The organism is Gemmatimonadales bacterium, assembly GCA_036500345.1.
In the GTDB taxonomy this organism is placed as follows: domain Bacteria; phylum Gemmatimonadota; class Gemmatimonadetes; order Gemmatimonadales; family GWC2-71-9; genus Palsa-1233.
This window is the reverse complement of sequence record DASYCE010000010.1, coordinates 23995-48747: the sequence shown is the minus strand read 5'-3', so window position 1 is coordinate 48747 and position 24753 is coordinate 23995. Positions and strand designations below refer to the sequence as shown.

Sequence of the window (24753 nt, the reverse complement as noted above, 5' to 3'; positions counted from 1 at the left end):
GTCGATCGAAATCGACCGGGATCGGCCGCGAATCAGTGAAGCAGCGCCAACCGTGCGGCGGCAGCTGCCGCCTGCCCGTACGAAATCCCGCCGTCGTTGACCGGAAGTGTCGATGGCACGACGACGCGCAGGCGATCGGCTGAGAGCAGCTGGAAGAGATCAACCAGCAGCCGGCGATTCTGGAAGACACTCCCGCTCAACACCACGGTATCCAGCCCCGTCGCCTCGGCGACGACGCGCACGCCCTTGAGCGTTGCGATCGCGATGGCCGAGTGGACGCGCGCGCCGATCGATCCGGCGCTCCATCCGCGCGCCGCATCGCGCGCAACTGCGAGCACCATCGGTCTCGGATCGAGGATCACCATGTCGTTGGAGTTGTACTGGACGTCGATGGTATACGACGACCATTCCCACAGATCGGCGGCGGCTTCGAATTCGGCGGCGCCTTGTCCGCGATACGAAGCGTGCGACACGAGCCCCGTGAGCGCGGCCATCGCGTCGAGGAGGTCGGACATCGCGCTGGTCCGCAGAGCTCCCGCGCTCCGGCTCGATTCCGCGGCACGGTGCCAATCGTCCGGATCGACGGCGGCGCGGAGCACGGCCGGCAATGGCGGGACGATCGCGGCAGTGTCGGTCAGCCAGGCGCAACCGAGCTGCCACGGGTGCCGTATCGCCGCGTCGCGCGCCGAAAGTCCGATCGGTCGCAGGTGGCCGGCGCGGCGCGACTCCGCGATCCCTCCGACGAGGAACTCGCCGCCCCATGTCGAGCCGTCGAGCCCTGTGCCGGGGCCGTCGTAGATCACCCCGATTGCCTGGTGGGTGATCTCGTGTTCGGCGAGACACGCCGCGAAGTGTGCGTGGTGATGCTGGACCGTGATCGCGGTGAGGTCGCGACGTTCGCGCGAATACTTCGTGGAGATCGAATCCGGATCGGCGTCGCGCACCACAAAGCGCGGCGTCACCCCGAGCAGTGATTCAGCCCGCGTGACGCTGCTGCGCAGCAGGTCGAGCATGCCATCACTGCTGAGGTCGCCGAGCGGCTGGCTGACGAAGGTGCGACGCCCCGACGCGAGCGAGAAGGTGTGGTCGAACTCCGCACCGCAGGCGATCAGTGGCGCGGTGTCATGCGGCAGCGAGATCGTTCCCGGCACGAGCCCGCACGAGCGCCGGATGACCTGGGTCCGATGCCGATCGGTTCCAGCGACCGGGCGAACCACGGACGCATCGACGGCGCTCCGGATCGGACGACTGTCGAGGAGGATCAGGTCGGCGATCTCGCCGAGGCGCGCGACCGCCGTCTCGTCATCAATCACCATCGGCTCGCCCGACCGATTGCCGCTGGTGATCGCCAGCGGTTCTCCGACGCCGGCAATCAGCAGCAGGTGCAGCGGAGTGAACGGCATCACCACGCCGAGTTCGACGAGTCCCGGTGCGATCGATCCGGCGATCGGCGCATCACGCCGGCGCGGCGCGAGGACGATCGGACCGGCACTTTCGCTGAAGATCCGCGTCGTGCTCGGATCGGCTTCGACGAGTCGGAGTGCCGCCGCGACGTCGCGGACCATGACGGCGAACGGCTTGCGGCCGCTCCCCTTGCGGTCACGGAGCATCCCGACGGCCGCATCGTCGTTGGCGAGGCAGAAAAACTGGTAGCCGCCGACCGACTTGATCGCGACGATCCCGCCCTCGCGCAGCGCTGACGCGGCAATGGCGACGACATCCCGGTCGGGGGTCGCCGGGATCGATTCTCCGCCGGCGGTGATCAGGCGCAACGTCGGTCCGCACTCCGGGCATCCATTGACCTGCGAATGAAAGCGCTGGCTCGCCGTGTCGTCGTATTCGCGCTGGCAGTCGGGGCACATCGTGAACGACGCCATCGCGGAGTGCCGCCGTTCGAAGGGGAGGCGGTCTGCGACCGTGAATCGTGGGCCGCACTCGCAGCAATTGATGAACGCGTAGCGGTAGCGTCGATTCGTCCGGTCGAACAGCTCCTCGCGACAGCGCTTGCACGGCGGCCGGTCGGGAGCGATCAACGGGCCGGGCGATTGCACGGCGCGGCTCTGCGACACGGCAAAGTCCGCGTCGCCGGTCGGCGGGATCTCGTCGGTGCGGATCCGCTCGATCCTCGCGCGCGGGGGCAGGTCGGTCGCCAGGAGTTCGAGGAATCGGTCGATCGCCCTCGGATCCCCTTCGACTTCCGCCTCGACGTGCGATGCCACGTTGCGGACGAATCCCGAGAGGCCGAGCGACGTGGCGAGGTGTCGGGCCCGGGCTCGGAAGCCGACGCCCTGGACCTGCCCCTCGACGCGCAGGCGGACCCGGCGGATCGTCAGCGTCGAGTCTGGATGGTCGTCACCCTCCCGATCGGTGCCATTCGTCGGGAGGGTGGAGTGATCGATTGGAGTCGTCAATGCGGCGGCCTCGGTCGGTCAGGCACATCTGGTCGATCTTCGCGCCGGAACCCGCCGCCTGGAGGCGGAGTATCTCAGTCGAGCAGATGACGAGGATCTCCGCGGGCGCCGCACATCGGCGCAGGACGGGGCGGAATCGCAGCAGCAGCGCCGCGCGAGGCGATAATCAGCGGTGAACAGTGACCGAACAATTCCCGAAGTCTTCGACTATATTCGAGCGATGCCTGAATTCGACGTTCGCGCCCCATTTGCCCCGGCCGGCGACCAGCCTGCTGCGATTGCCAAGCTCGCCGCCGGGCTTGCCGCGGGTGAGCGTTATCAGACGTTGCTGGGGGTGACGGGGAGCGGGAAGACGATGACGCTGGCTCACGCCATCGCGGCGTGGCGCAAGCCGACCCTCGTCCTGAGCCACAACAAGACCCTCGCGGCACAGCTCTACGGCGAATTCCGCCAGTTTCTCCCGGCCAACGCGGTCGAGTATTTCGTCTCGTACTACGACTACTACCAGCCCGAAGCGTACGTCCCATCGACCGACGTCTACATCGAGAAGGACGCGTCGATCAACCAGGATCTCGAATCGCTGCGGTTGCGGGCCACCTCCTCGCTGATGGAGCGGGAGGACGTCGTCATCGTGTCGACGGTGTCGGCGATCTACGGCCTTGGCGATCCGGCGGCGTACCGCGCGCTGATGGTCGGCGTCGCCGTCGGCGAGCGGCGGGGGCGTGACGCGATCCTCTCCGATCTCGTCGGGATCCAGTATCAGCGCAACGACGTGTCGTTCGAGCCCGGCACCTTCCGGGTGCGCGGCGACACCATCGAGATCTATCCGGCGTATGCCGAGCAGGCGGTGCGGATCGAGCTCTGGGGTGACGACGTCGAGCGGATCACGCGATTCCATCCGCTGACCGGCAATCCGATCGCGCAGCTCGACCGCTGCGCCATCTATCCCGCCAAGCACTTCGTGATGCAGCGGCCGACGATCGAGCGCGCAGTCCGGCTGATTCGCGACGAGCTCGCCGAGCGGCTGCGCGAACTCCGCACCGCCGGCAAACTCCTCGAAGCGCAGCGGCTCGAATCCCGGACGACGTTCGACGTCGAGATGCTCCTCGAAGTCGGCACCTGCGCCGGCGTCGAGAATTATTCGCGGCACCTGTCGGGACGCGCGGAGGGAGAACGGCCGGCGTGTCTGCTCGACTACTTCCCGCCGGACTATCTCGTCGTCGTCGACGAATCGCATGTGTCGCTGCCGCAGATCGGCGGGATGTACAACGGCGATCGCGCGCGCAAGGAAGTCCTCGTCGAATACGGCTTCCGTCTCCCGTCCGCGCTCGACAACCGGCCGCTCCGGTTCGAGGAGTTCAAGGCGCTCGTCCCGCGGATGATTTCGGTCTCGGCAACGCCCGGCGAATACGAGCTCGGCCTGAGCGGCGGCCACGCCGTCGAACAGATCATCCGGCCGACCGGGCTCATCGATCCCGAAGTCGATATCCGGCCGGTGCGCGGCCAGGTCGACGATCTGCTCGAACAGATCCGGGTGCGCACCGCCCGGCACGAACGGGTGCTGGTGACGACGCTCACCAAGCGGATGTCCGAGGATCTGACCGACTACCTGCAGCAACACAACGTGCGGGTGCGCTACCTGCACAGCGACATCGACGCGATCGAGCGGGTCGAGATCCTGCGCGGATTGCGGCTGGGCGAATTCGACGTCCTCGTCGGGATCAACCTGCTGCGCGAAGGGCTCGATCTCCCCGAGGTATCGCTGGTGGCGATTCTCGACGCCGATCAGGAAGGATTCTTGCGCAGCGACCGGTCGCTGATCCAGACGTGCGGGCGCGCGGCACGCAACGTCAACGGACGGGCGATTCTCTACGCCGACCGGATCACCGGGTCGATGGAGCGCGCCCTCGCCGAGATGGCGCGCCGGCGCGAGATCCAGCGGGCGTACAACATCGAGCACAACATCACGCCGATGTCGATCGTGAAGTCACTCGACGAGGTGCGGCTGTCGACGCACGTCGCCGATCAGCGGACCGAGCGACAGGAAGGGCGCGGCAAGCCGAAGCCGCCGACGGCCGATCTGCACGATCCGGCGCAGCGGGCGGCCGCGATGGCGGCGCTCGAACAGCAGATGCGCGAAGCCGCGGCGAATCTCGAATTCGAACTCGCGGCGATGCTGCGTGACCAGCTCAACGATCTGCGAGCCGCCACGGCGCCCGACGTGGTGCGCCCGGCGGTCAGGTTGTCGCGGCGATGACCGCGCCACTTCCGCTCGACGCTGTCGAGGCGATGGGCCGCAACTGGGGACGCGAGCTCGCGGCAGGAAGCGTCGTCTGGCTCGAAGGGCCGCTCGGTGCGGGGAAGACCACGCTCGCCCGCGCGATGGTGCAGGCGCGTGGTGTCGTTCACGGCGCCAACTCACCGACGTACGCGCTGGTGCATCACTACGTCGGTGCGCACGGGGACATCTATCACGTCGATTGCTACCGGCTCCGGACCCCGGATGACGCGGCGGATCTCGACTGGCAATCGCTGGTCACGGCCGACCTGCTGATCATCGAGTGGCCCGAGCGTGCCGGGGCGTGGGCGCCGGCGCCGACGCTTCGAGTCCGGCTCGATCACGCCGACGCCGACAGCCGGGTGGTCGACTTCGCATGATCACGCTCGCCTTCGACAGTGCGTCGGACCGGTGTACCGTCGCGGCAACCGATGGGACCCGCGTCGCGACCCGGCATGTCGACGGATCCCGCCGCCACGCGACCGAACTGCTCACGCTCTTCAACGGCGTCCTGGCCGAGCTCGATCTGACGGCCGCGAGTATCGGCCGGATCGTGACCGGAGATGGTCCGGGTTCGTTCACTGGTTTGCGCGTCGCGACTGCCGCGGCGAAGGCGCTCGTCTGGCATCGCGACGTGGAATGGCGGGTCGCGCCGTCGCTGCTGATCCGCGCCGCGGCGCATGCACCGACGGGCGGCGGCGTCGTCCTCGCGGTGAGCGATGCCTTGCGTGGCGACCTCTTCGCCGGATGCTGGCGCATCGAGGCCCAACGGATCGAGCAGATCGGCGATGCCCCGCGGGCGATCGCGCCCGACGGTCTGGCGCGCTTCGGCGCGATCGACGTGGTGGTCGGATCGATTCCGGCGGCGATGGTCGATGCGGTGGAGGCGGTCACGGGATGCGTTCCGGTAACCGGCGTCGATGCGCTCCCCGATGCGCGGTGGCTGCTCGAGATCGATCGACGATCGGGCGGGACGGTCGCGGTCGAAAATCATGGGGACTGGGAACCCGACTACGGCCGTCCGGCCGAAGCACAGGCGGTCTGGGAGCGAGCGCATGGCAGAGCCCTGCCGGCTACGCCCGGGATCGCGCGCTGACGTCGCGACGCTCGCCGATCTCGAGCGAGCGGCGTTCAGCGATCCGTGGACCGAGGAACAGCTTCGCGAAGCGCTGACCTGGCCCGGCGTCGTGCTGATCGTGGCCGAGGATGCGGACGGCCTCGCCGGGTATCTCCTCGGCCGCGTTGTCGTCGACGAGGGAGAGATCCTTTCGGTCGGCACGATGCCGGACCGGCGCCGGCGCGGAATCGGGAGGCAACTCCTGGCCGCGGCACTCGACCAGATCCGCGCCGCCGGGGGTCGATCGGCGTGGCTCGAGGTGCGGGTGTCGAATGAGCCGGCGCGCGCGCTCTATCAGGCGGCCGGATTTGTGATTGCCGGCCTTCGCCCTGACTATTATCGGCGTCCGGCGGAGGACGCCTTGATCCTCCGTCTCGACATCGATCCGGCCGCGTCCGCAAGATCACCGTTGCGTTCGCCGGAAACGGTGGATGCCGACTGACACCACAGATTCACGGGTCCGCACGACTACTTCGCATCGAACCATTCAGGAGCGCACCATGAGCAAGAGCCTCAACAAAGTCACCTTGATCGGCAACCTCGGCGCCGATCCCGAAGTCCGCAGTACGTCCAATGGCGGACGCGTCGCGACGGTGTCGCTCGCCACGTCGCGCCAGTGGAAGGGCGCCGACGGTCAAAAGCAGGAAAAGACGGCGTGGCACCGGGTCATCTTCTGGAATACCAAGGGGAATGGCCAGCAGCTCGCCGACCTGGTCGAACGGTATTGCAAGAAGGGCGACAAGATCTTCGTCGAGGGGGAGATCGACTACCGCACTTGGCAAGACAAGGACGGCCAGACGCGGTACTCCACCGAGATCAACGGCCGCGAGCTGATCCTGCTTTCGGGGAAGGGCGAGGGGGCTGAAGGCGGCAGCTGGAGCGGTTCGCGCGCGCCGGCGAAGAGCGGCGCTTCCGCGGCGGCGCCCAAGAAGGACGATTCGTTCGACGATCTTCCCGAGGCGCTCGACGCCGAGGACGACGATTTGCCGTTCTGATCGGCGCAGCCGATACTCCGGTGGATCGACCATCCCGGCTCTGTCTGGCACGTTTTGTGGTGGATTGTACGGCATCGACCGCTTTCCGGAGGCTCCATGAAGCGCTTCACCCTTGCTGCGCTGACCGTCGTCCTGGCGTCGCCCCTCGCGGCGCAAGGCAATGATCCGCTGGCGTTCCTGCGCCGGAAGCCCGAGATGGTCGACCTGACCTTCTCCGAGTATCGCGATCGCCCGTACACGCCGGTCCGCACCGGTGAGGTGCAGGCTGCCGCGTTCCTCACCGAGGACGCGTCGATGCCGTTTGGTTCCCTGCTGGGGCCGGTCGTTCCGCCCCAGGTCCACGGGACCGAGATCGGCGAGCTCGCGTTCGCGGGGACGGTGGTTGCGGTTCGGCCGCCGGCGGGTGTCACCTATCAGAAGGGCGATACCGTCCTTCTCGCGGCGGTCGTCCCGGGCCCCAAGGGATGGGGCGACATCGTCATCCCCACCGGACTGGCACGAATCGGCGAGACGTCGCCGCGCCAGACGCTCGCCACGGTCCTCACGAACTACGGCTCGATTCATTCGGGCGACGCGACCCTGCCGCTCGCTCCATTCCATAATCCCGGGCGCACCACGCCCACGGCGATCTCCGGTCCGACTGGCGAGATCATTGCCGGAAGCGAGGTGCGTGAGCTGGAGCAGATGGGCGGCAACCTCTTCATCACCCTGGGGAAGGGGAGCGGCGTCCGGATCGGCGATTTCATCGAAGTGCGCCGGCGTCCGGCCGCTCGTCCGGGGATGAGCGACACGATCGATGACCTGATGGCAGTCGGCGAAGTCGTGCACGTTGGCGACAAGTCCTCGACGATTCGCCTCACGCGGGTGCTCGACGGCGACATCCACCCCGGCACTCCCGTGGTGCGCGTCGCGACCCTTCCGGAAGGCTGAGCGCGGCGCGCTCGCCGGTTTATCTTCCCGTCCAAACAACTCCTAACGCACACGGTGGGCGCTCCGGCGCCCGCCGCGGAGAGTGCGCATGAGCGGATCCGTGCTGATCACGGGCGGGGCGGGATTCATCGGTTCACATATCGCCGAGACGTATCTCGAGGCAGGTTGGTCGGTCACCTGCCTCGATGATCTCTCGCGCGGCAAACGGCATCAGGTGCCATCCGCGGCGAAGTTCGTCGAGGCCGATGTGCGCAGCGCGGAGGCGTTCGCCGCGATTGCCGACGGCAAGTTCGATGTCGTGATTCACGAAGCGGCGCAGATCGATGTGCGCATTTCGGTGCACGAGCCGGCGCTCGATGCCTCGATCAATCTCGTCGGCTTTGCCAACGTCCTGGCCGCCGTCGCAGCCGGCCGGGTGCGGCGGGTGATTTTTGCGTCGAGCGGTGGCGTGGTCTACGGCGACCCTGCGGCGGTGCCAACGCCGGAACCGACGGCGAATCTTCCCATTTCTCCCTATGGCGTCAGCAAGCTCGCCGGCGAGCACTACCTGCGCGTGCTCGGCGAATTGCACGGCTTCGAAGGGGTGGCGCTCCGCTATTCCAATGTCTATGGGCCGCGACAGGATCCGAAGTCGGAGGCCGGTGTCGTCTCGATCTTCGTCTCCCGGCTCCTCCGGAACCAGCCGCTCACCGTGTTCGGCGACGGCACCCAGACCCGCGACTATGTCTTCGTCGGCGACGTGGCGCGCGCCAATCTGCTGGCGGCCGACGTCGCTGTGTCGCGCGGCGATCGGCTCGACGTCCCCGCGTTCAACATTGCGACCGGAACCGAGACATCGGTCAATGACCTCGCTCAACATGTTGGCGGCGCGCTGGGACGTACACCGGTGATCGAGTATGCCCCGCCGCGCGCGGGCGAATTGCAGCGATCATGTCTCGATACATCCAAGGCGGCGAAGCAGTTGCGCTGGAAACCTGCCGTCTCATTTGATCAGGGGATGCAGGCACTGGCTCGCTGGTTCGAAGGAGCGACGACGTGATCCAGGATTCGACCGCGGTACCGAACGCCGGCATCGGACACCTGGTGTTCGACGCCAGCCTGGGGACGCAGGTCGTGCTGGTGATCTGCGCGGTCTTTTCGATCACATCGTGGTTCATCATTGTGGCGAAGTGGTGGGAGTTCCGGCGGCTGGCATCGCGACGCCGCGAGTTCAATCATGCCATGGACCGGACCCGCTCGTTCGACGAACGGCAACAGGCTGCGACCCGGCTTCACGATTCGCCGTACGCCGAGGTCGTCCGCGAAACCGGTTCGTTCCTTGGTGACCTGCACACTTCGATGCAGCGTGACGGCGTGTCGCGCACCGGGCTCTCGCTGACGCAGCTCGAAGCGCTGACGTTGACCCTCGAAGCGGGGATCAGCGACGCGGTCGACGGGACACGGCGGATGATTCCGATGCTGGCGGTGGTCGGATCGACCGCACCGCTCCTCGGCCTCTTCGGCACCGTGGTCGGGATCATCAACGCCTTCCTCGGCATCGCGTCGGCTGGAACCGGCGATATTCGCGCAGTCGGTCCCGGCATCGCCGACGCACTGGTCGCGACGGCTGCCGGTCTCGGGGCCGCGATCCCCGCGGTAATCGCCTACAACATCTTCACCGGCCGGTCCGAACGGCTGGAGGGCGAGCTCGAACGGCTCGCCCAGGAAACCGTCGGCACGCTGGGACGCGAGGGCAAGCTCTAGGTGGCGGGACTCGGCGGGTTGTCGCGTCGGCTGCGGCGTCGGCCGCTCAACGCCGAGGTGAACATCATCAACCTCGTCGACGTGATGCTGGTGCTGCTGATCATCTTCATGGTCACCGCGCCGATCCTCCAGGGCGGGATCCAGATTCGCCTGCCGCGAGCCGCCAGCCGTCCGATGCAGATTCCGGGTGCGATCACGATCACGGTTGAGAAGAGCGGCCTGGTCTCGATCGGCGACGACCAGCGGATGTCATGGTCGCAGTTCCAGACCAACTTCCCGATCCTCAACGCCACCAGGCATCCCACCGGTGTCTTTGTTCGCGGCGACGCCGGGACGCCCTACGGCGATGTGATCCGGGTCCTTGGCGTGGTCAAGGCGGCGGGAGTCGACAAGGTCGGTCTCGTCACCGAGCTCCCGGCGGCGAGCCCGCCGTGACGGCGCTGCAGCCGGCATCAGTCCGCGCCGGCGTGACCGGCACCGTCCTGGCGCATGGCGGCCTGATTGCACTGATGCTGTTCACGGCGCACCATGCGGTCGAGCATCATGAACTGGTGTATGAAGTCAATCTCGTCGCCGCACCGCCGCCGGCGACCGTGGTCAAGAACGTTGCGCCGATCGAGACGCCGACGGCGCCCGACGATGTCGCCCCCACCGTGAAGCCGAAGCACGTCGACAAGGCTCCGCCGAAGAAAGTGCCCCCGCCACCTCCGCCGAACGCCAAGCACGTCGAGGTCACGCCCAAGGTCACGTCGCCGGTCGCGCCGGCGCAGGGGGAAAAGCCGAGCACCGGGCACGACGCGGTGACGCTGCAGCAGCCCGGGATTCCCTTTCCGTTTCCCGAGTACCTGACGAAGATCGTGAACGAGATCTATGCACGGTGGGATCACACCCTGTTCAGGCCGGGGTTCGATGCACAGATTGCGTTCGTGATTCTGAAGGATGGCTCCGTGAACAGCAACAGCATCGAAGTCGTGAAGAGCTCGGGCAACTACTCCTTCGACCTCAACGCCAGGCGAGCGATCGAAGCGGCGGGGAATCTCCGCGCGTTCGGTCCGTTGCCGTCGGGGTTCAACAGCGCCTCGTTGCCGATCGTCTTCGACTTCACCCAGGTCGCCAAGGGGCAGCCATGATCCGCCGCCTCGTTCTTCCGCTGATCCTCCTCGCCGGCGTCGCAACGGCCGTGCGGGCGCAGGTGGACACCATTCGTCTTGGCGTCCACGGGGCGAGCGTGTCGCAGCCCGGGCTGGTGGTGCTGGCGGGCGCTCAGCTCGATTCCGTCCGGGCGATCGTGCAGCGCGACCTCGAGAATTCCGACCGGTTCACCGTCGCGCACCTCTCCGATTCGGCGGGCACCCTTCACGGTCCGTTCGATCCGAAGATGCTGCAGGCGACCGGCGGCGGCCTCACGTGGGCGGTCGAGCTGGAGCCGGCGATCGGCGGGGTCGATATCAAGCTGTACGACGTGGCCACCGGCATCGTCCGCCAGGAGGCGACCAGGGCCGCCGACATCGGCGGGGTCGGCGATTCCCGCATCACCGTGCATCGAGTGAGCGACTTGATCGTCAGTTGGACGGGCGGGATCGGGATCGCCGCCACGCGGATCGCGTTCAAGCTTCGCGACGGGAAAGACGATGCCATCTGGCGGATTGACGGTGACGGGGCCAACCTCGTGCGGATCTCGTCGACGGGTCACTATACGATGACACCGGCGTGGAGTCCCGACGGCTCGTCGATTGCCTACAGCGAGTACCGCGATGGACGGTGGGTCCTGAATGTGAAGCGTCTCACGTCGGGATCGGCGGCGCAGGTGCCGACCTCCGGAGCGGGTGATGCATACGGTCCGGCCTTCTCGCCCGACGGAAAAACACTGGTGTTCGTGCACGGGATGGAGAAGGGCGCCGACCTCGAAGCGATCGATCTGGCGAAGATGTGCTGCGTGCGCCGCATCACGCATGACGCGCCGCTGGCGGATAATCTGTCGCCTGCCTATTCTCCTGACGGGCAACGGATCGCGTTCGTCTCCAATCGCACGGGAACGCCCGAGGTGTACGCGGTGGACGAGGATGGCACCAGTCGTTCCCTGCTGGTGGAATCGCGATTCGACCCGAACGGGAAAGCGCTCCCTACGTATTCTCCCGCGTGGTCGCCCGACGCGACTCGCGTGGCCTTTGCACGAGAGACCGATTCCGGTGGCCGGCAGCTCTACACCTCATCAGTCGGCAGTGGCCAGATTGTGCAGTTGACGGCGACGGGACGCAATGAAGATCCGAGCTGGGCACCCGATTCGCGGCACATCGTCTTCAAGTCCACTCGCAGCGGTCGCGAGCAACTGTGGGTGTGGGACATCGTATCAGGCGCGTCCCGGCAATTGGCCACGCCCGGCGGCGCGCAGTATCCCGCGTGGTCACATACAATCGGAAGTGGGACGAGCACCAACCCCTAAGTGGAGGCAGCAATGAACCGGCGTCGGCTTGTCGCCCTGTCAATGGGAGTTACCCTGGTCGTCACGGCTTGTCACAAGAAGCCGCCAGCGACGCAGCCGACCCCAGTCACCGCTCCTCCACCGGCGCCCCCACCGCCGCCGCCACCGTCCTCGGTGACGCCGCCACCGCCGCCGCCGTCGAATCGCGGTTCCGATCTTGACGCGACCGCCGCGAGCCGCGTCGCGACGATGAGTGACCGGATCCACTTCGATTACAACGTCGCCGACATCAAGTCCGACGACCGCGGCCGGCTCGATACCAAGGCGCAGCTGATGAAGCAGTTCGGCGCGCTCCACATCCGGATCACCGGCCATTGCGACGAGCGCGGCTCCGACGAATACAACATCGCGCTCGGGATGCGCCGCGCCAACGCGGCGAAGGATTACCTCGTCCAGGCTGGGATCGACGCTTCCCGCATCGAGGTCGCCTCCCTCGGCCGCGAGCAGCCGATCGATCCCGGCCACGATGAATCGGCGTGGTCCAAGAACCGGCGCGACGAGTTCGACATCATCGCCGGTGCGCCGAGCTTGAGAGCCCCGTGATTTCCCCCAAGGTTTCCGCACTGCTGATCGTTGCCGGCGTGGCGGCCTGTGCCACGCCGGGCCAGGTGCGGCGGGTGGAAACCCAGGTTGCCGTCCTCGATCGCGATCACGTGCGGTCCGACTCGGCGCACGCAGCCGAATTGGCCCGCATCAGGGCGACGCAGCGCGAGACGATGGATTCGATCAACCGGCTGATGGCGCAGCTCAATGACAACGTTCAGCGAGTGAGCCGCGAGGACGCCGGCAACTTCGAGAGCCTGCGCCAGCAGCTGTACCAGGTCGCGAATCTCACCAGTTCGACCCAGTCCCGCGTGGCGTCGCTCGGCACCAGGATCGAGACCGGGCTGCAGTCCGCCCCGCCGCCCGCGGCGGTGACGCCGGGAGACACCACACATCCGGCCGCGAATAGCGTCACCATTCCTCCGCCCGATGTGCTCCTCTCGCAGGGATCGACCGGACTGGAGCAGTCGGCGTTCGGGTCGGCGCGGATGGCGCTCAAGGCGCTGCTCGACAACTATCCCTCGTCGCCGCAAGTCGCAGACGCCCTGTTCATGATGGGGCGGTCGTACGACCCGAATACCCCGGACTCGGCGCGCGTGTACTACATCCGGGTGTGGAAGGAATTCCCGAACTCGCCGCGCGCCCCGACGGCGCTCTACAAACTCGCCGAGCTCGAGCGGAAGGCGAACAACACCGCCGCGGCGCGCGGGTACTACCAGCAGATTGTCGACAAATACAAACAGTCGGATGAATACCGGTTCGCGCAGGATGCACTGCGCGACATGCCGTAGTCACTAGACGGTTCATGGCCAACTCAACAGGCGAAATGCCGTTCCTCGATCATCTCGAGGAACTCAGAAAGCGCATACTCCTCGCCGTGGCAGGGGTCGTCGTTGGTGTCGGTCTCGGGTGGTTCCTCACGCGCCATTTCGATCTCGTCCGCGTCTTTGAAGGGCCGATCGTCCCGTACGTACCCAACGGCAAGTTGATGGTGACGTCGCTGATCGATCCCTTCATGATCGTGCTGCGTTTCTCCGTGGTGCTCGGGCTGGTGCTGTCGTCGCCGTGGGTCCTCTACCAGCTCTGGCTCTTCCTCGCCCCGGCGCTTACTCCGCGAGAACGGCGCGCCATTCTTCCGTCGCTTGGCCTCGGCTTGCTGCTCTTCATCGGCGGCGGCGCGATCGGATGGTTCTACGTCCTCGGGCCGACGGTGAAGTGGTTCAGCGCATTCCAACCAGGCACATTTAACACGATGTTCACCTACGAGTCGTATCTCTCGGTGGTGATCAACCTGCTGGTCGCCATGGGGATCTCGGCGGAACTCCCGCTGGTGATGATTCTGCTGGCATCACTCGGCGTCCTGTCGTACCGTCGATACGTAGCGTTCCGGCGTTACGCCTTCTTCTTGTCGTTCGTGGGGGGCGCGATCCTGTCGCCGGCGCCGGAAGTCGTCTCAATGGTCCTCTTCTCGCTGCCCCTGCTGGTGCTGTACGAGGTCGGAGTCGCGGGGGCGTACCTGATCGAACGGCGCCGGCTTCGCATCGCGGCGAAGGCGGTCGCGGTACTGGTGATTCTTGGCCTCGGCCTTGTGCCGCGACGCGCGAGCGCCCAGAACCCATTTCCGCCGCCGGTGGCGCAGGGGCAACCGCCGGGAGCCCCGGGCGGCATCGGTGGCGTCGGGGTGCACAGCGTCGACAGCAACACGTTCAAGCGACTCGGTCTCCCCGCCGGACCAACCGCGAAGTTCCCCTCTCCGGACTCGATCATGCAGGCCCTCCTCAATCGGGAGGGCTTTGCCAATACCAGGTTTCTGGCGGATTCCGCGAGTTTCATCGTCGACAGCCAGCAGATCATCCTCCGCGGCCACGCGGCGACCGATCGCGACGATGCGATCCTGCAGGCCCACCAGATCATGTATGACGATGCCCGCTGCCTCGCCACCGCGGAGGGGGCGCCGCGGATGTTCCAGCAGGGACAGGCGCCGCTGATCGGCGTGACGATGCGCTTCAACACCTGCAATCCGCGCGGGATGATCGGCGCGGCCTACACGTCGTTCAACGAACTCGGCTCGAACTGGTTTGTCCGCGGCAATCTTGCAGTCGATACCACCGAGGGCCGCAAGCGTCTCTTCGCGGGGAAGAGCGAATTCACCTCGTGCGACCTCCCCGATCCGCACTACCACTTCGTCACGGGGCAGGTGAAGTGGGAGTCGCAGTCGGTGATGGTGGCGCGCCCGGCGGTGCTCTTCATCCGCGACGTCCCGGTGGCGTGGTTGCCGTTCATGTTCCAGGATACCAAGCCGGGGAGACGATCCGGCATCCTGATACCGCGATTCGGATTCAACGACATCGTGCGGCCGACGCGAACGTACAACCGGCAGATCACCAACATCGGGTATTACTGGGCGCCGAACGACTACATGGACCTGACCGGGCATCTGGACTGGTACGCCAACCGGTACACGCAGTACGGCGCGGATTTCAATTACCGCTGGCTCAACCAGTTCGTCACCGGCGGCCTGCACGTCAACGAACAGGTCACCAGCGACGGATCGATCGATCGCACCATCAACTGGGTGCACGCCCAGCAGTTCAGCGCGAGCACGTCGCTCAACGTCTCGTTCAACTACGCGTCGAATTCGCAGGTCCTCCAGGCGAACGCCCTCGACCCGTTGCTGTCGACGCAGCTGATTACCAGCCAGGTGGCGCTGAAGAAATCATTTCGCTGGGGACAGATGACGATCGGCGGGACGCGCAGTGATCCGATCGGCGGCACGGGGGCGGGGAACATGACACTGCCGTCGCTGACCTTGACGATGAATCCGTTGTCGCTCGGCCGCTTCCTCACCTGGTCGCCTTCTCTGACCGCGACCAATCAGACGCAGTTCGGCACGACGCTCACGACGCCGACGATCGGACCCGGCGGCTTCGACTCGATCATTTCACCGCTCAGCCAGCGGCAGACCGTGGTCAGCCTGAACACGCCGTTGACGATCAAGGGGTTCAACCTGCCGCTGTCGGTGCAGTACGACGACCAGCGGATCGTCGGCCGGCAGGTCGTGATCCTGCGCCGTCCCGATTCCACCACGTCCGACCCGAACGACTCCGTCAACGTCGCCGAGGTTCGCAACGGCGACTACAAGAGCGGCCTCGACTGGACGACGTCGATCTCGCTCCCGCCATTGCTGCGAGGAAGCTGGAAGCTCACCCCGTCGATCGGCGTGACGAACATCTCGTCATCGGGTGAATTCATGATCCGCACGCCGGGGAGCAACGGCGAATGGGTCACGCAGGGGAAAAAGGTCGCGCTGGGGCTTACGTCGGCGCCGTTCTTCTTCGGTTTCATCAACCGGGGAATCGGTCCATACGCGCGCTTTCGATATTCGCTGGCGCCGTTGCTGTCGTTGCAGTGGTCGCCATCCGCAACGCTGCCGCCGGCGTACGCGCGCGCACTCAATGCCAACCTCGGCGGCGCGTTGCAGTCGGCGATTCCCTCGAGCGAGGTCGCGTCGATCACGCTGAGCCAGACGTTCGAGGGGAAGCTCCGCTCGTTGAAGGACACCAGCACGACCACCACGGTGCCGTCGCCGAAGAAGTCACTGCTGAGCATCAGCACGTCAACGATCGGCTACGACTTCGAGCAGGCGAAGCTCCCGGGGCGCAGCGGATGGACCACACAGGCGCTGACCAACTCCTTCCAGAGCGACCTGGTTCAGGGGTTCACGCTGTCGACCACGCACGATCTCTGGCGCGGCCAGGTCGGAAGCGACACTGCAAAGTTTTCGCCGTTCCTCACGGCGGTGCAGGCGAACTTCCGGTTGACGGGAGGGACCTTCCGATCGATCGGCGCGCTCTTCGGCCTGGTCCACCACGACTCGGTGACGGCCACTCCATCGATCGCCGCCGCGGCACCGCTGATGGTCGCCGAAGCGATGCAGCCCTACCGCACCGGCTCCTCGCCGATCCAGGCGCTGGCCCGCACCGGTTTCAGCGCCAACATCACCTACTCACTGACGAAGCAGCGTCCGTTCGGCGCGCCGGTGCTTCCGGTGTCGACACAACCAACGCTTCCGAACGATCCGAACAATCCGCTCGGGATCATTCCGCTCCTGCCGCCGATCGCGCCGACGCCACAGAGCTCGATCGGGTTGACGATGTCGTTCTCGCCGACCGCCTTCTGGAATGTGTCGTGGACCACGCAATACGACATCACCAATCACAGCTTCCAGTCGCAGCAGGTGCAGCTCCAGCGGGATCTGCACGACTGGCGGGCCTCGTTCAACTTCGTCAAGAACCCGAACGGCAACTTCGCACTCTATTTCAGCGTCTACCTCCTGTCGCTGCCAGACATCAAGTTCGACTACAATCAGACGACACTCCAACAGACGACGGGTCCGTGATGGACCGGGGACCGGGTGCTCGGCCGGGAGCGTCCGGTTGTGGGCAACTTGTGTCCGCCGCCGCCCGGTCATACACTTCAAACTCCAAGTCACATCGACACTTGCGCCCCTTCCACCGCCCCGGCCGACCATGACGCTGCAGAAGCTGAAAGTCGCCGCTCTCCAGCACGAACAACGCGAGGACTGGCGGGGTGCAATCGACCTCTACCGCCAGGCCATTCGCGAGGCGGAAGCGGCGTCCGAGGGCGGGGATCCATCGCTCTACAACCGGGTCGGCGATCTCGCCCACAAGGCGGGTGACGACGCGGCTGCCTGCGAAGCCTGGGAGCAGGCGGTTAACCGCTACAGCGAGCTCGGCTTCTTCAACTCGGCGATCGCGCTCTGCGGCAAGGTGCTGCGCGTCGCCCCAGATCGCCTCCAGACCTATCTCGAGCTGGCCCGCCTTCAGGCCCGGAAGCGGGTCCTTTTCGACGTCCGCCAGAACCTGAAACTCTATCTCGACCGGATGAACGCGGCGGGTCGAAGTGACGCAGCGCATACCGCGATTACGCAGTTCGGGGGGGAGTTCCCTGGCTGGCGCGAGCTGGACGCCCTGCTCGACGAGATGCTGGGCCGGGAGCGTCCCACGGAACAGGCCGCCGAGTCGGTTGCCGGAAAGACCGCCGGCCCAGGGGCGCTCGTCTTCCTCGATACCGGGCCGCTGCAGCTGGAGCGCGCGTCTGAGCCATTGGTTCCGCTCGATGAATCGACCGGCCTGGAGCGGTCGGTGGTTGGCGACCTCGAGATTGAAACCCGGCCGGAGGTCACGATCAGCGGCCTGGAATCGACCAGTGCGGATGATGGCCGACGGGACGAGGCCTCGCACGTCGAGGGGCTGGTTGGCGTCGAACAGGCCGCCCGCGACATGGCGCCGGTGCAGCGCATCGAAGGGATCGACGGGGGTCCGGGGTCGATCGAGGCGGGACCTGTCACTCAGCTTGACGGATTTGAGCAGACTGCCGTCTCTGGGGCGCACGAGGCCGACGCCGCTGCGGCAGCGCCGCCCGAAGGGGGTGCTGGTCTGGTGTTCATCGAGACGGAGGCATCCCCTCCGCCGCCGCCCCCGCCACCGGCGGCGCTCGATGATCCGCTGGGACAACGCGTCATGGCGCAGGCCCTCCTCGAGCACGGCGACCGCGCCGGCGGGATGGCAGCGCTGGAGCGCTCGCTCGGCATCTACCAGGATCGCAGCGAATGGCTGCACGCCTTCCAGGTGGTCAGTGAACTGATCCAGGCGGAACCGCGTGCCATCGGCCGCTACCAGACGCGGGTGGAGATTGCGGCGCGGATGCGCGATCAGGGTCGGCTCTGCGACGCCTACGTCGAACTGGGCGACGCACTGGTTCGGGAGGGAAGCGGCGAGAAGGCGGTCGCGGTCTACCGGCGGGTCCTGGAGATCGACGACAGCAATGCTCGCGCGCGGGCCGCGCTGCAGGCGATGGGCCCTGCGACTCCGGGGCGCGATGTCGAAGCCGGATTCATCGACCTCGGCGCCGAGCTGATCGATGACCATCCGACGTCGACGCGGATGCGCACCGAGATGCCCGAGGTTGCCCCCGACGAGAACGACACCTTCCGCGATGCGCTCGCCGAATTCAAGCGGGCGCTCGACCAGAATCTTCCGATCGAGGATCACCAGGCGCACTACGACCTCGGAATCGCCTTCAAGGAGATGGGCCTCCTCGACGAAGCGATCGGCGAATTCCAGAAGGCGTTGCGAGCGCCCGAGGTCCGGCTCCGCACCTCCGAAGCGCTCGGCGAAGTCTTCTTCGATCAGGGGCGGCCGGCGGTGGCCGAAGCGGTGCTGCGCGGGGTCGAGTCGCACCCCGGCGGGGACGCGGAAAAGATCGGCGTCCTCTACTGGCTGGCGCGCGCGCTCGACGACCAGGGAAAGCACGCCGAGGCGATCGCGTATTACCAGCGGATCATCGCGGTCGACGTGGGCTTCCGCGACGCCAGCGAACGGCTCACCACTCCTCCTTCGCACGACGGAACCGGCCAGGGATGACGGCGCCTCTCCTCGGGTCGATCACGCTGAGCGATCTGCAGGCGGCGATCGAACCGCGGCTCGCGCAGGTCGAAGTCGAGATGCGGCGGATGATCGAGGCGGACTTTCCGCTGATCAGCGACGTCAACCAGCACCTGATGCGGATGCGCGGCAAGATGTTCCGTCCGACGTTGGTGCTCCTCGCGGACGAAGCGACCGGCGGACCGTCACCGCACGGCGCCACCCTCGCGGCGGTGATCGAGCTGATCCATCTCGCCACGCTGGTCCACGACGACGCCGTCGATCATTCCGTCCTGCGGCGCGGGATGCCGACGATCAACGCCCTCTTCTCCCATCAGGTCTCGGTGATCATGGGAGATTTTCTCTACTCGCGCGCTGTCGTCGAGCTGGTGCGCATCGGTGATCTGAACGCGCTCGCCATCCTCGCGCGCGTGACCAACGAGATGACCGTCGGCGAAATGCGTCAACTGCTCGCTCACGATCCGCTGGCGTTCAGCGAGGACGAGTACGACCTCCTGATCACCTCGAAAACAGCGTCGCTGATCTCGGGTGCCTGCGAAACCGGCGCCTTGGGCGCGCCCCGCGAGCAGCGGGCGACGCTGGCGCGATTTGGCGAGCGGCTCGGACAGGCGTTCCAGATCGTCGACGACCTGCTCGACTACACCGCCGACATGTCGAGCACCGGGAAACCATCCGGGCTCGACCTGCGCGAGCACAAGGTCACACTGCCGCTGATCTACGCGCTCCCGCGGTTCACCAAGGTCGAGCGGCGTCACCTCGAGGCGCTGCTGCAGAACCCGGAACCCGATGATGCGGCGATCGCATCAGTGGTGGCCGCGGTCGCGGCGCATGGCGGCCTCGAACAGGCGCGGGAACGGGCGCAGCGGCTGGCGGCTCAGGCCGACGAGGAGCTCGATTCGCTTCCCGAGACCCCCGCGCGCGCGTCGCTGCGCGCATCTCTCACCTACGTCCTGGAGCGTCGCCGCTGATGCCTGCCGGACCGAAACGCCCCCGCTTCTACCTCGGTGTCCTCGTGATCGGGTTCATCATCGGCGGGTTCGCGCGGGAACTCCTGGCCCGATTTCTTCCCGACAGCGCCGCCCGATCGTTCTTTACGTTCTCGGTGACACCATCGATCGGACCTGTCTCGGTCAACCTCCTGGTGGTATCATTCTCCCTTGGACCACTCGGTCTGAATGTGTCTGTTTTGAGCCTGATCGGCGTGGCAGTAGCGTACTACCTCGCTCGATCGCTCTTCTGAAGAGAGGTTGATATGCCGTTCGGAAAAGAGATCGGATTCGGCGAGATTCTCGTCCTGGCGTTGATCTTCCTCCTGGTGTTCGGTGCCAAGAAGATTCCGGAGATCGGGCAGGGGCTGGGGAAGGGGATTCGTGAGTTCAAGAAATCACTCAGCGATACGCAGGACGCGCTGAACGCCCCGACGCACGATGATCGCGCGCCGGGCCCACAGCGGATGATGGATCAGGAGAATCGTCCGGCGGCCGGCGGAGAGCCGAAGCGCCTGTCGCAGTAACCGCTTACTGCGGTCCCGTCTTTCCCTGCGCGGCGGCGTTGAGCGCCTCGGTCTGCGCATTCGTCTTGAAAATGTCGTTGCGGTTGTCCTGGATCTTCGCGGTCTCGCGAAGATCCGCGAGATAGTCGCGCACGCGCTCCCCGCGTACCGACCGGATGACATCGGCCGCGAACTTGTCCTTGTCCTTGACGAACGCCGCCGAGTCGGCGGGGATGTGCTGCAGCACCTTGATGACGTAGAGCCCGTCGGGCGTGTCGATGACGCCGCTCAGCGCGCCCTCGGGGAGGCCGAACGCCGTCCCGACGACCTGCGGATTGGTCAACGGCGGTGACACGCGGCTGAACGCATCGAAGTCGCGATTCGGCAACCCCAGCGCCTTCGATGCATCGGCGAGCGACGCGCCACCGTTCACGCGCTTGATCAGGTCCTGCGCGATTTCCTTGGCACGTGCCGTCTTCTTCTCCTGCCGGACCTTGAGCATCACGATGTCGTGCATCTGCGCCAGCGTCGGTGTCCCGGCCGGCTGAATCGAATCAAGACGGAAGACGTACGACGCGACTTCACCATCGATCACCGGTGATGTTTCGCCATTCTTCGCCTGGAACGCCCAGGTGGCGGCGTCGGGGATCACGTAGGTCCCGAGCTGGAGGTGCGACCCTTCGCCGACCGGACCGGTGCGGACGATCTGGAGCTTGAGCGCTCGGGCCACGGTGTCGAGCGCGGCGGGATCGAGCCGCTCCGCCGCGAGCCGCTGGAGCGAGTCGGTTTCGGCGTCGACCAGGTTGCGGTGCGCGCCCGCCAGTTCGATCGGAATCAGGATATGCCGGACCGAGATCTTGTCGCCGTTCTTCTTGGTCACCTCGATGAGGTGATAGCCAAACGCGCTCAATACCGGCTGCGACACCGTATTGACCGGCAACGCGAACGCCGCCGCTTCGAATGCCGGATCGAGCCCCTTCTGGCCCTTGGTCAGCTCGCCGAGGTCGCCGCCGTTCTTGGCGCTCACCGAGTCGCTCGATTCGCGCTTGGCGACTTCCTCGAAGGTGGTCCCGCCGGTGATCTCGTCGCGCAGCGCCTTCGCGTGCGCAAGTGCCGCTGCACTGTCGCTCGCATCGAGGCGGTGCGGCACGGCGACGAAACTCATGAACGCTGTCTTGGGCCGCGCCAGATCCTTGACGTGAGCCTTGTAGTAATCCGCGATGTCGCTCTCGGACACGTTGACGGTGCTGTCCGGGACGACGTTCAGTCCGATGATCGGCGTGAGCGAGATCTTCACCTTCTCGTTCTGGTCGCGATACCGCTGCCAGAGCGACGCGTCGGAGAGGTAGACGTCCGACGTCACCGCACCGAACAGCTTGGTGCGAAGGATCTGCTCGCGCGCCTGCGCTTCCATGGACGGGACGTACTGCTGTCCGACCGGCGACGCGAGCCAGCGCTGATACTTGCTCAGATCGAACGTGCCGTTGGTCTGGAAGTCGGGAACCGACTGGATCTCCTGCGGCGGGACGTTCCGGATCCACTCGGTGATTTCGTCGGGCGAGGTGGTGATATGGTACTTCTTCACCTGCTCGTCGACGACGGTGGTTTCGATGAACTGATTCCACACATCGTCGCGAAGCTGCTCGGTCTCGTCGAGCGACATCGTGCCACCGCCGGACTGCTGGCGCTGGGTCGTCGCGTTCTGGACCGCCGCCTGGAAGGCGCGGATATCCACCGGCTCCCCGTTGATGGAGCCGACGGATGTCTTGGTGAAGAACCCACCCTTGCCGGTGATCCCGCTGAGGTCCAGGATCATCCACGACATGAAGGTGATGGTGATGAGATAGACGACCGGCTTTGCCGCATTTCGGAAGGCTTGCATCATAGCCCGGAAAGTTAGGTGATCCCCGGGCCTCCGGGCTAGTAGTGACGTGGTACGCCGGACTGCCCGCCTTATCTTCAGACAATGCCCTCCAGCCCCGAGCTCCACCGTCTCGCACAGCGCCTCTCGGCCGATCCCGGAAGCCGGGTATTCGCGCCACTTGCCGATGGGCTGCGGAAGCTTGGCGACCTCGACGCGGCGCGCGCCGTGGCCCAGGCGGGGATCGGGGCGAATCCCGAGTACCTCCCCGGGCACTTGGTCCTGGCACGGATTCACCGCGACCGCAACGATCCCGAGGGCACTCGCGCGGCCCTCGCCGCGGCACGAGCGATCGACGCCGAACATCCGGTAGTGCTGAGCATGCTCGCCGATCTGCCCGGCGATTCCGGCGAATCGATTGCCGCCGCGGGCGAAGCGGTGCCAGCGCCGGAGGGTCAGGATGCCGTACCCGACGGTTTCGACATGATCGCCGACGAAGTGGTCGAGGCGCCGTTGGCGACCGAGTCGCTGGCGATGCTCTACCGCGGGCAGGGACATCTCGATCAGGCGCTCGAGGTGTTCGAACTCCTGGTGGCTCGCGACCCGGAGAATCGCGCCCTCGCTGCCCGCCGCGACGGCGTGCGGCAGGAGCTCGTGGCCGCGCTCCCTCGCCCGTTCGATGCGACGCGCTCGGGCGGGAAGTCGGTGCGCGACTGGCTCGTCGCGGTTGCCGCGGCAGGACCCTCTCCCGTCTCATCCGCGTCGAGCTACGACGCGTTCTTCCAGGCGCCGCCGGTCGTGCCGCCGAGTGACAACGATCTGGCGGCATTCCAGAGCTGGCTGCGGGAGCTCGAACGATGACAACCGTCGTGGTCGTGAACGGCCCCAACCTCAATCTCCTCGGCACCCGCGAGCCGTCGATTTACGGCACTGCGACCCTCGCCGATATCGAATCTGCGCTGCGGACCCGCGCCGGCGCGCTGGGTGTGACTGTCGAGTGGACCCAGTCGAATCACGAGGGCGAACTGGTTGACCTGGTCCAGGGGCTTCGCGGTCGCGCCGACGGCGCGATCGTCAACCTCGGCGCATACACCCATACGTCGCTCGCTCTGCGGGATGCCTTCCTTGCCGCTCCGGTTCCGTTCGTGGAAGTCCATCTCTCGAACCTCTTCACTCGCGAAGCGGCTCGGCATCGCTCGGTGACCGCCGACCTTGCCATCGGAATGATCTGCGGCTTCGGCGGGTACGGCTACCTGCTTGCACTCGACGGATTGATCGACGTGCTCCGGCGGAAAACCTGACCTTCGGCGAACAGCGCGCGGACGGCGACGGAACTGCTGATGTCTGATCGGCGAGCCGCCCGCCAACGCACCGTCGCCGCGGCACTGCCGGGAATCGGCGCGGACGCATTGATCGTGACACACCTGCCGAACATCCGATGGCTCACCGGTTTCACGGGGTCCGCCGGCGTCCTGGTGATCTCGGAAGACCACGCCACGCTCATCACCGACTTTCGCTACGAGACGCAGGCGGCGGCCGAGGTCGGCGGCGCGGCGACGGTCCTGATCGAGCGCGCCAATTTGTGGGACAGGCTCAAGCGATGGTTCGAATCGACGCCACCATTCAGCGCTGTTGCCTACGAGTCGCATGCGACCACGGTGCGTGATGCCGAGCGGCTGCCGACGGTGGTCAATCGCGCACTGGTCGCCGCCGTCGAACTCGTTGAGGGGTTCCGCCAGGTCAAGGACGACGACGAAGTCGCCGCGATCGTCGCCGCGGCGGCGCTCGCGCAGGAGAGTCTCGCCGAAACGATTGAAACCATCCGACCCGGCGATCGGGAGATCGACATCGCAGCCCGGCTCGAGTCGGCGTTGCGGCACCGCGGAAGTCAGTGGCACCCGTTCCAGACGATCGTCGCCTCTGGGCCGCGGTCCGCGTTGCCCCATGCCAGGAGCAGCGAAAAGGCGATTGCGCGCGGAGAATTCCTGTTGATCGACTTTGGAGCACAAGTCGACGGATATTGTTCCGATATTACCCGTACATTCGCTGTCGGGGCCCCCGACGGGCGGCAACGGGAGATCTACGAGATCGTGCGGCAGGCCCAGGCGAGGGCGATCGCGGGGCTGCACAGCGGCCTCACGGGCCGGGAGGGAGACGCGCTCGCCCGCGACCTGATCGCCGCCCGAGGCCATGGCCCGGAGTTCGGCCATTCCCTCGGCCACGGCCTTGGACTGGAAGTCCATGAAGCGCCGAGACTTGCGGTGACCGCCGAGGCCATCCTTCCGGCCGGGACGGTGGTCACCGTCGAACCGGGGATCTATCTTGCTGGATGGGGCGGCGTCCGGATCGAGGACGACGTCTGGCTCACCCCCGAGGGGGGCACCCTCCTCTCGGACGGCCACACCGAATTGATCATTCTCGATACATAGGCAGG

At 66.3% G+C, this 24753-nt stretch carries 23 protein-coding genes; 21 read left to right on the top strand and 2 right to left on the bottom strand.

Annotated elements, in window-relative coordinates:
* Positions 1–32: 32 nt before the first annotated feature.
* Positions 33–2411, bottom strand: coding sequence for a carbamoyltransferase HypF (gene hypF / locus VGM20_05295; protein ID HEY4100276.1), 2379 nt, complete (start codon positions 2409–2411; stop codon positions 33–35).
* Between the two features lie 220 nt (positions 2412–2631).
* Between hypF and uvrB the strand changes: the two genes are divergently transcribed.
* The 18 genes from uvrB (at position 2632) to VGM20_05205 (ending at position 20479) form a co-directional block, all read left to right on the top strand.
* The gene (gene uvrB / locus VGM20_05290) at positions 2632–4668 is read left to right on the top strand and encodes an excinuclease ABC subunit UvrB (protein ID HEY4100275.1); all 2037 of its coding nucleotides are present in this window, start codon (positions 2632–2634) and stop codon (positions 4666–4668) included.
* The gene (gene tsaE / locus VGM20_05285) at positions 4665–5069 is read left to right on the top strand and encodes a tRNA (adenosine(37)-N6)-threonylcarbamoyltransferase complex ATPase subunit type 1 TsaE (protein HEY4100274.1); all 405 of its coding nucleotides are present in this window, start codon (positions 4665–4667) and stop codon (positions 5067–5069) included. Before uvrB ends, tsaE begins: the two co-directional genes overlap by 4 nt.
* Entirely contained in the window at positions 5066–5785 is a 720-nt protein-coding gene (gene tsaB / locus VGM20_05280) for a tRNA (adenosine(37)-N6)-threonylcarbamoyltransferase complex dimerization subunit type 1 TsaB (protein ID HEY4100273.1), read from the top strand. The genes tsaE and tsaB overlap by 4 nt, the downstream gene beginning before the upstream one ends.
* On the top strand, positions 5745–6248 hold the full coding sequence (gene rimI, locus VGM20_05275; protein ID HEY4100272.1) for a ribosomal protein S18-alanine N-acetyltransferase: 504 nt from the start codon (positions 5745–5747) through the stop codon (positions 6246–6248). Before tsaB ends, rimI begins: the two co-directional genes overlap by 41 nt.
* Before the next feature lie 58 nt (positions 6249–6306).
* Complete coding sequence (gene ssb / locus VGM20_05270; GenBank protein ID HEY4100271.1) at positions 6307–6801, top strand: single-stranded DNA-binding protein; 495 nt, start codon at positions 6307–6309, stop codon at positions 6799–6801.
* Positions 6802–6897: 96 nt separating this feature from the next.
* Entirely contained in the window at positions 6898–7731 is an 834-nt protein-coding gene (locus VGM20_05265; GenBank protein ID HEY4100270.1) for a hypothetical protein, read from the top strand.
* An 88-nt stretch (positions 7732–7819) separates the two neighbouring features.
* Positions 7820–8770: an NAD-dependent epimerase/dehydratase family protein gene (locus VGM20_05260; GenBank protein HEY4100269.1), complete on the top strand. Its 951-nt coding sequence runs from the start codon at positions 7820–7822 to the stop codon at positions 8768–8770.
* The gene (locus VGM20_05255; GenBank protein HEY4100268.1) at positions 8767–9474 is read left to right on the top strand and encodes a MotA/TolQ/ExbB proton channel family protein; all 708 of its coding nucleotides are present in this window, start codon (positions 8767–8769) and stop codon (positions 9472–9474) included. The genes VGM20_05260 and VGM20_05255 overlap by 4 nt, the downstream gene beginning before the upstream one ends.
* The gene (locus tag VGM20_05250; protein ID HEY4100267.1) at positions 9475–9909 is read left to right on the top strand and encodes a biopolymer transporter ExbD; all 435 of its coding nucleotides are present in this window, start codon (positions 9475–9477) and stop codon (positions 9907–9909) included.
* Positions 9906–10604 (top strand): TonB C-terminal domain-containing protein, encoded by a 699-nt coding sequence (locus VGM20_05245; GenBank protein HEY4100266.1) that lies wholly within the window; start codon positions 9906–9908, stop codon positions 10602–10604. The genes VGM20_05250 and VGM20_05245 overlap by 4 nt, the downstream gene beginning before the upstream one ends.
* Positions 10601–11917, top strand: coding sequence for a hypothetical protein (locus tag VGM20_05240; protein ID HEY4100265.1), 1317 nt, complete (start codon positions 10601–10603; stop codon positions 11915–11917). Before VGM20_05245 ends, VGM20_05240 begins: the two co-directional genes overlap by 4 nt.
* A gap of 153 nt (positions 11918–12070) precedes the next feature.
* On the top strand, positions 12071–12499 hold the full coding sequence (locus VGM20_05235) for an OmpA family protein (GenBank protein ID HEY4100264.1): 429 nt from the start codon (positions 12071–12073) through the stop codon (positions 12497–12499).
* The gene (locus VGM20_05230) at positions 12496–13290 is read left to right on the top strand and encodes a tetratricopeptide repeat protein (GenBank protein HEY4100263.1); all 795 of its coding nucleotides are present in this window, start codon (positions 12496–12498) and stop codon (positions 13288–13290) included. Before VGM20_05235 ends, VGM20_05230 begins: the two co-directional genes overlap by 4 nt.
* Positions 13291–13304: 14 nt before the next feature.
* Positions 13305–16898: a twin-arginine translocase subunit TatC gene (gene tatC / locus VGM20_05225; protein ID HEY4100262.1), complete on the top strand. Its 3594-nt coding sequence runs from the start codon at positions 13305–13307 to the stop codon at positions 16896–16898.
* A gap of 130 nt (positions 16899–17028) precedes the next feature.
* A complete protein-coding gene (locus VGM20_05220) occupies positions 17029–18945 on the top strand; it encodes a tetratricopeptide repeat protein (protein HEY4100261.1) in 1917 nt (638 codons plus the stop codon).
* Entirely contained in the window at positions 18942–19934 is a 993-nt protein-coding gene (locus VGM20_05215; protein HEY4100260.1) for a polyprenyl synthetase family protein, read from the top strand. The genes VGM20_05220 and VGM20_05215 overlap by 4 nt, the downstream gene beginning before the upstream one ends.
* Entirely contained in the window at positions 19934–20206 is a 273-nt protein-coding gene (locus VGM20_05210) for a DUF4321 domain-containing protein (GenBank protein ID HEY4100259.1), read from the top strand. The genes VGM20_05215 and VGM20_05210 overlap by 1 nt, the downstream gene beginning before the upstream one ends.
* Before the next feature lie 12 nt (positions 20207–20218).
* The gene (locus tag VGM20_05205; GenBank protein HEY4100258.1) at positions 20219–20479 is read left to right on the top strand and encodes a twin-arginine translocase TatA/TatE family subunit; all 261 of its coding nucleotides are present in this window, start codon (positions 20219–20221) and stop codon (positions 20477–20479) included.
* 4 nt (positions 20480–20483) lie between these two features.
* On the opposite strand, the gene VGM20_05200 is transcribed toward VGM20_05205, so the two are convergent.
* Positions 20484–22340, bottom strand: a complete 1857-nt coding sequence (locus tag VGM20_05200) for a peptidyl-prolyl cis-trans isomerase (protein HEY4100257.1) — start codon at positions 22338–22340, stop codon at positions 20484–20486.
* A gap of 84 nt (positions 22341–22424) precedes the next feature.
* On the opposite strand from VGM20_05200, the gene VGM20_05195 reads away from it, so the two are divergent.
* Genes VGM20_05195 through VGM20_05185 form a run of 3 tightly spaced genes read left to right on the top strand, consistent with a single transcriptional unit; the run spans position 22425 to position 24748 of the window.
* Positions 22425–23180: a hypothetical protein gene (locus VGM20_05195; protein ID HEY4100256.1), complete on the top strand. Its 756-nt coding sequence runs from the start codon at positions 22425–22427 to the stop codon at positions 23178–23180.
* A complete protein-coding gene (aroQ, locus tag VGM20_05190; GenBank protein HEY4100255.1) occupies positions 23177–23620 on the top strand; it encodes a type II 3-dehydroquinate dehydratase in 444 nt (147 codons plus the stop codon). The genes VGM20_05195 and aroQ overlap by 4 nt, the downstream gene beginning before the upstream one ends.
* 39 nt (positions 23621–23659) lie before the next feature.
* Entirely contained in the window at positions 23660–24748 is a 1089-nt protein-coding gene (locus VGM20_05185) for an aminopeptidase P family protein (GenBank protein ID HEY4100254.1), read from the top strand.
* The last annotated feature ends 5 nt before the right edge of the window (positions 24749–24753 follow it).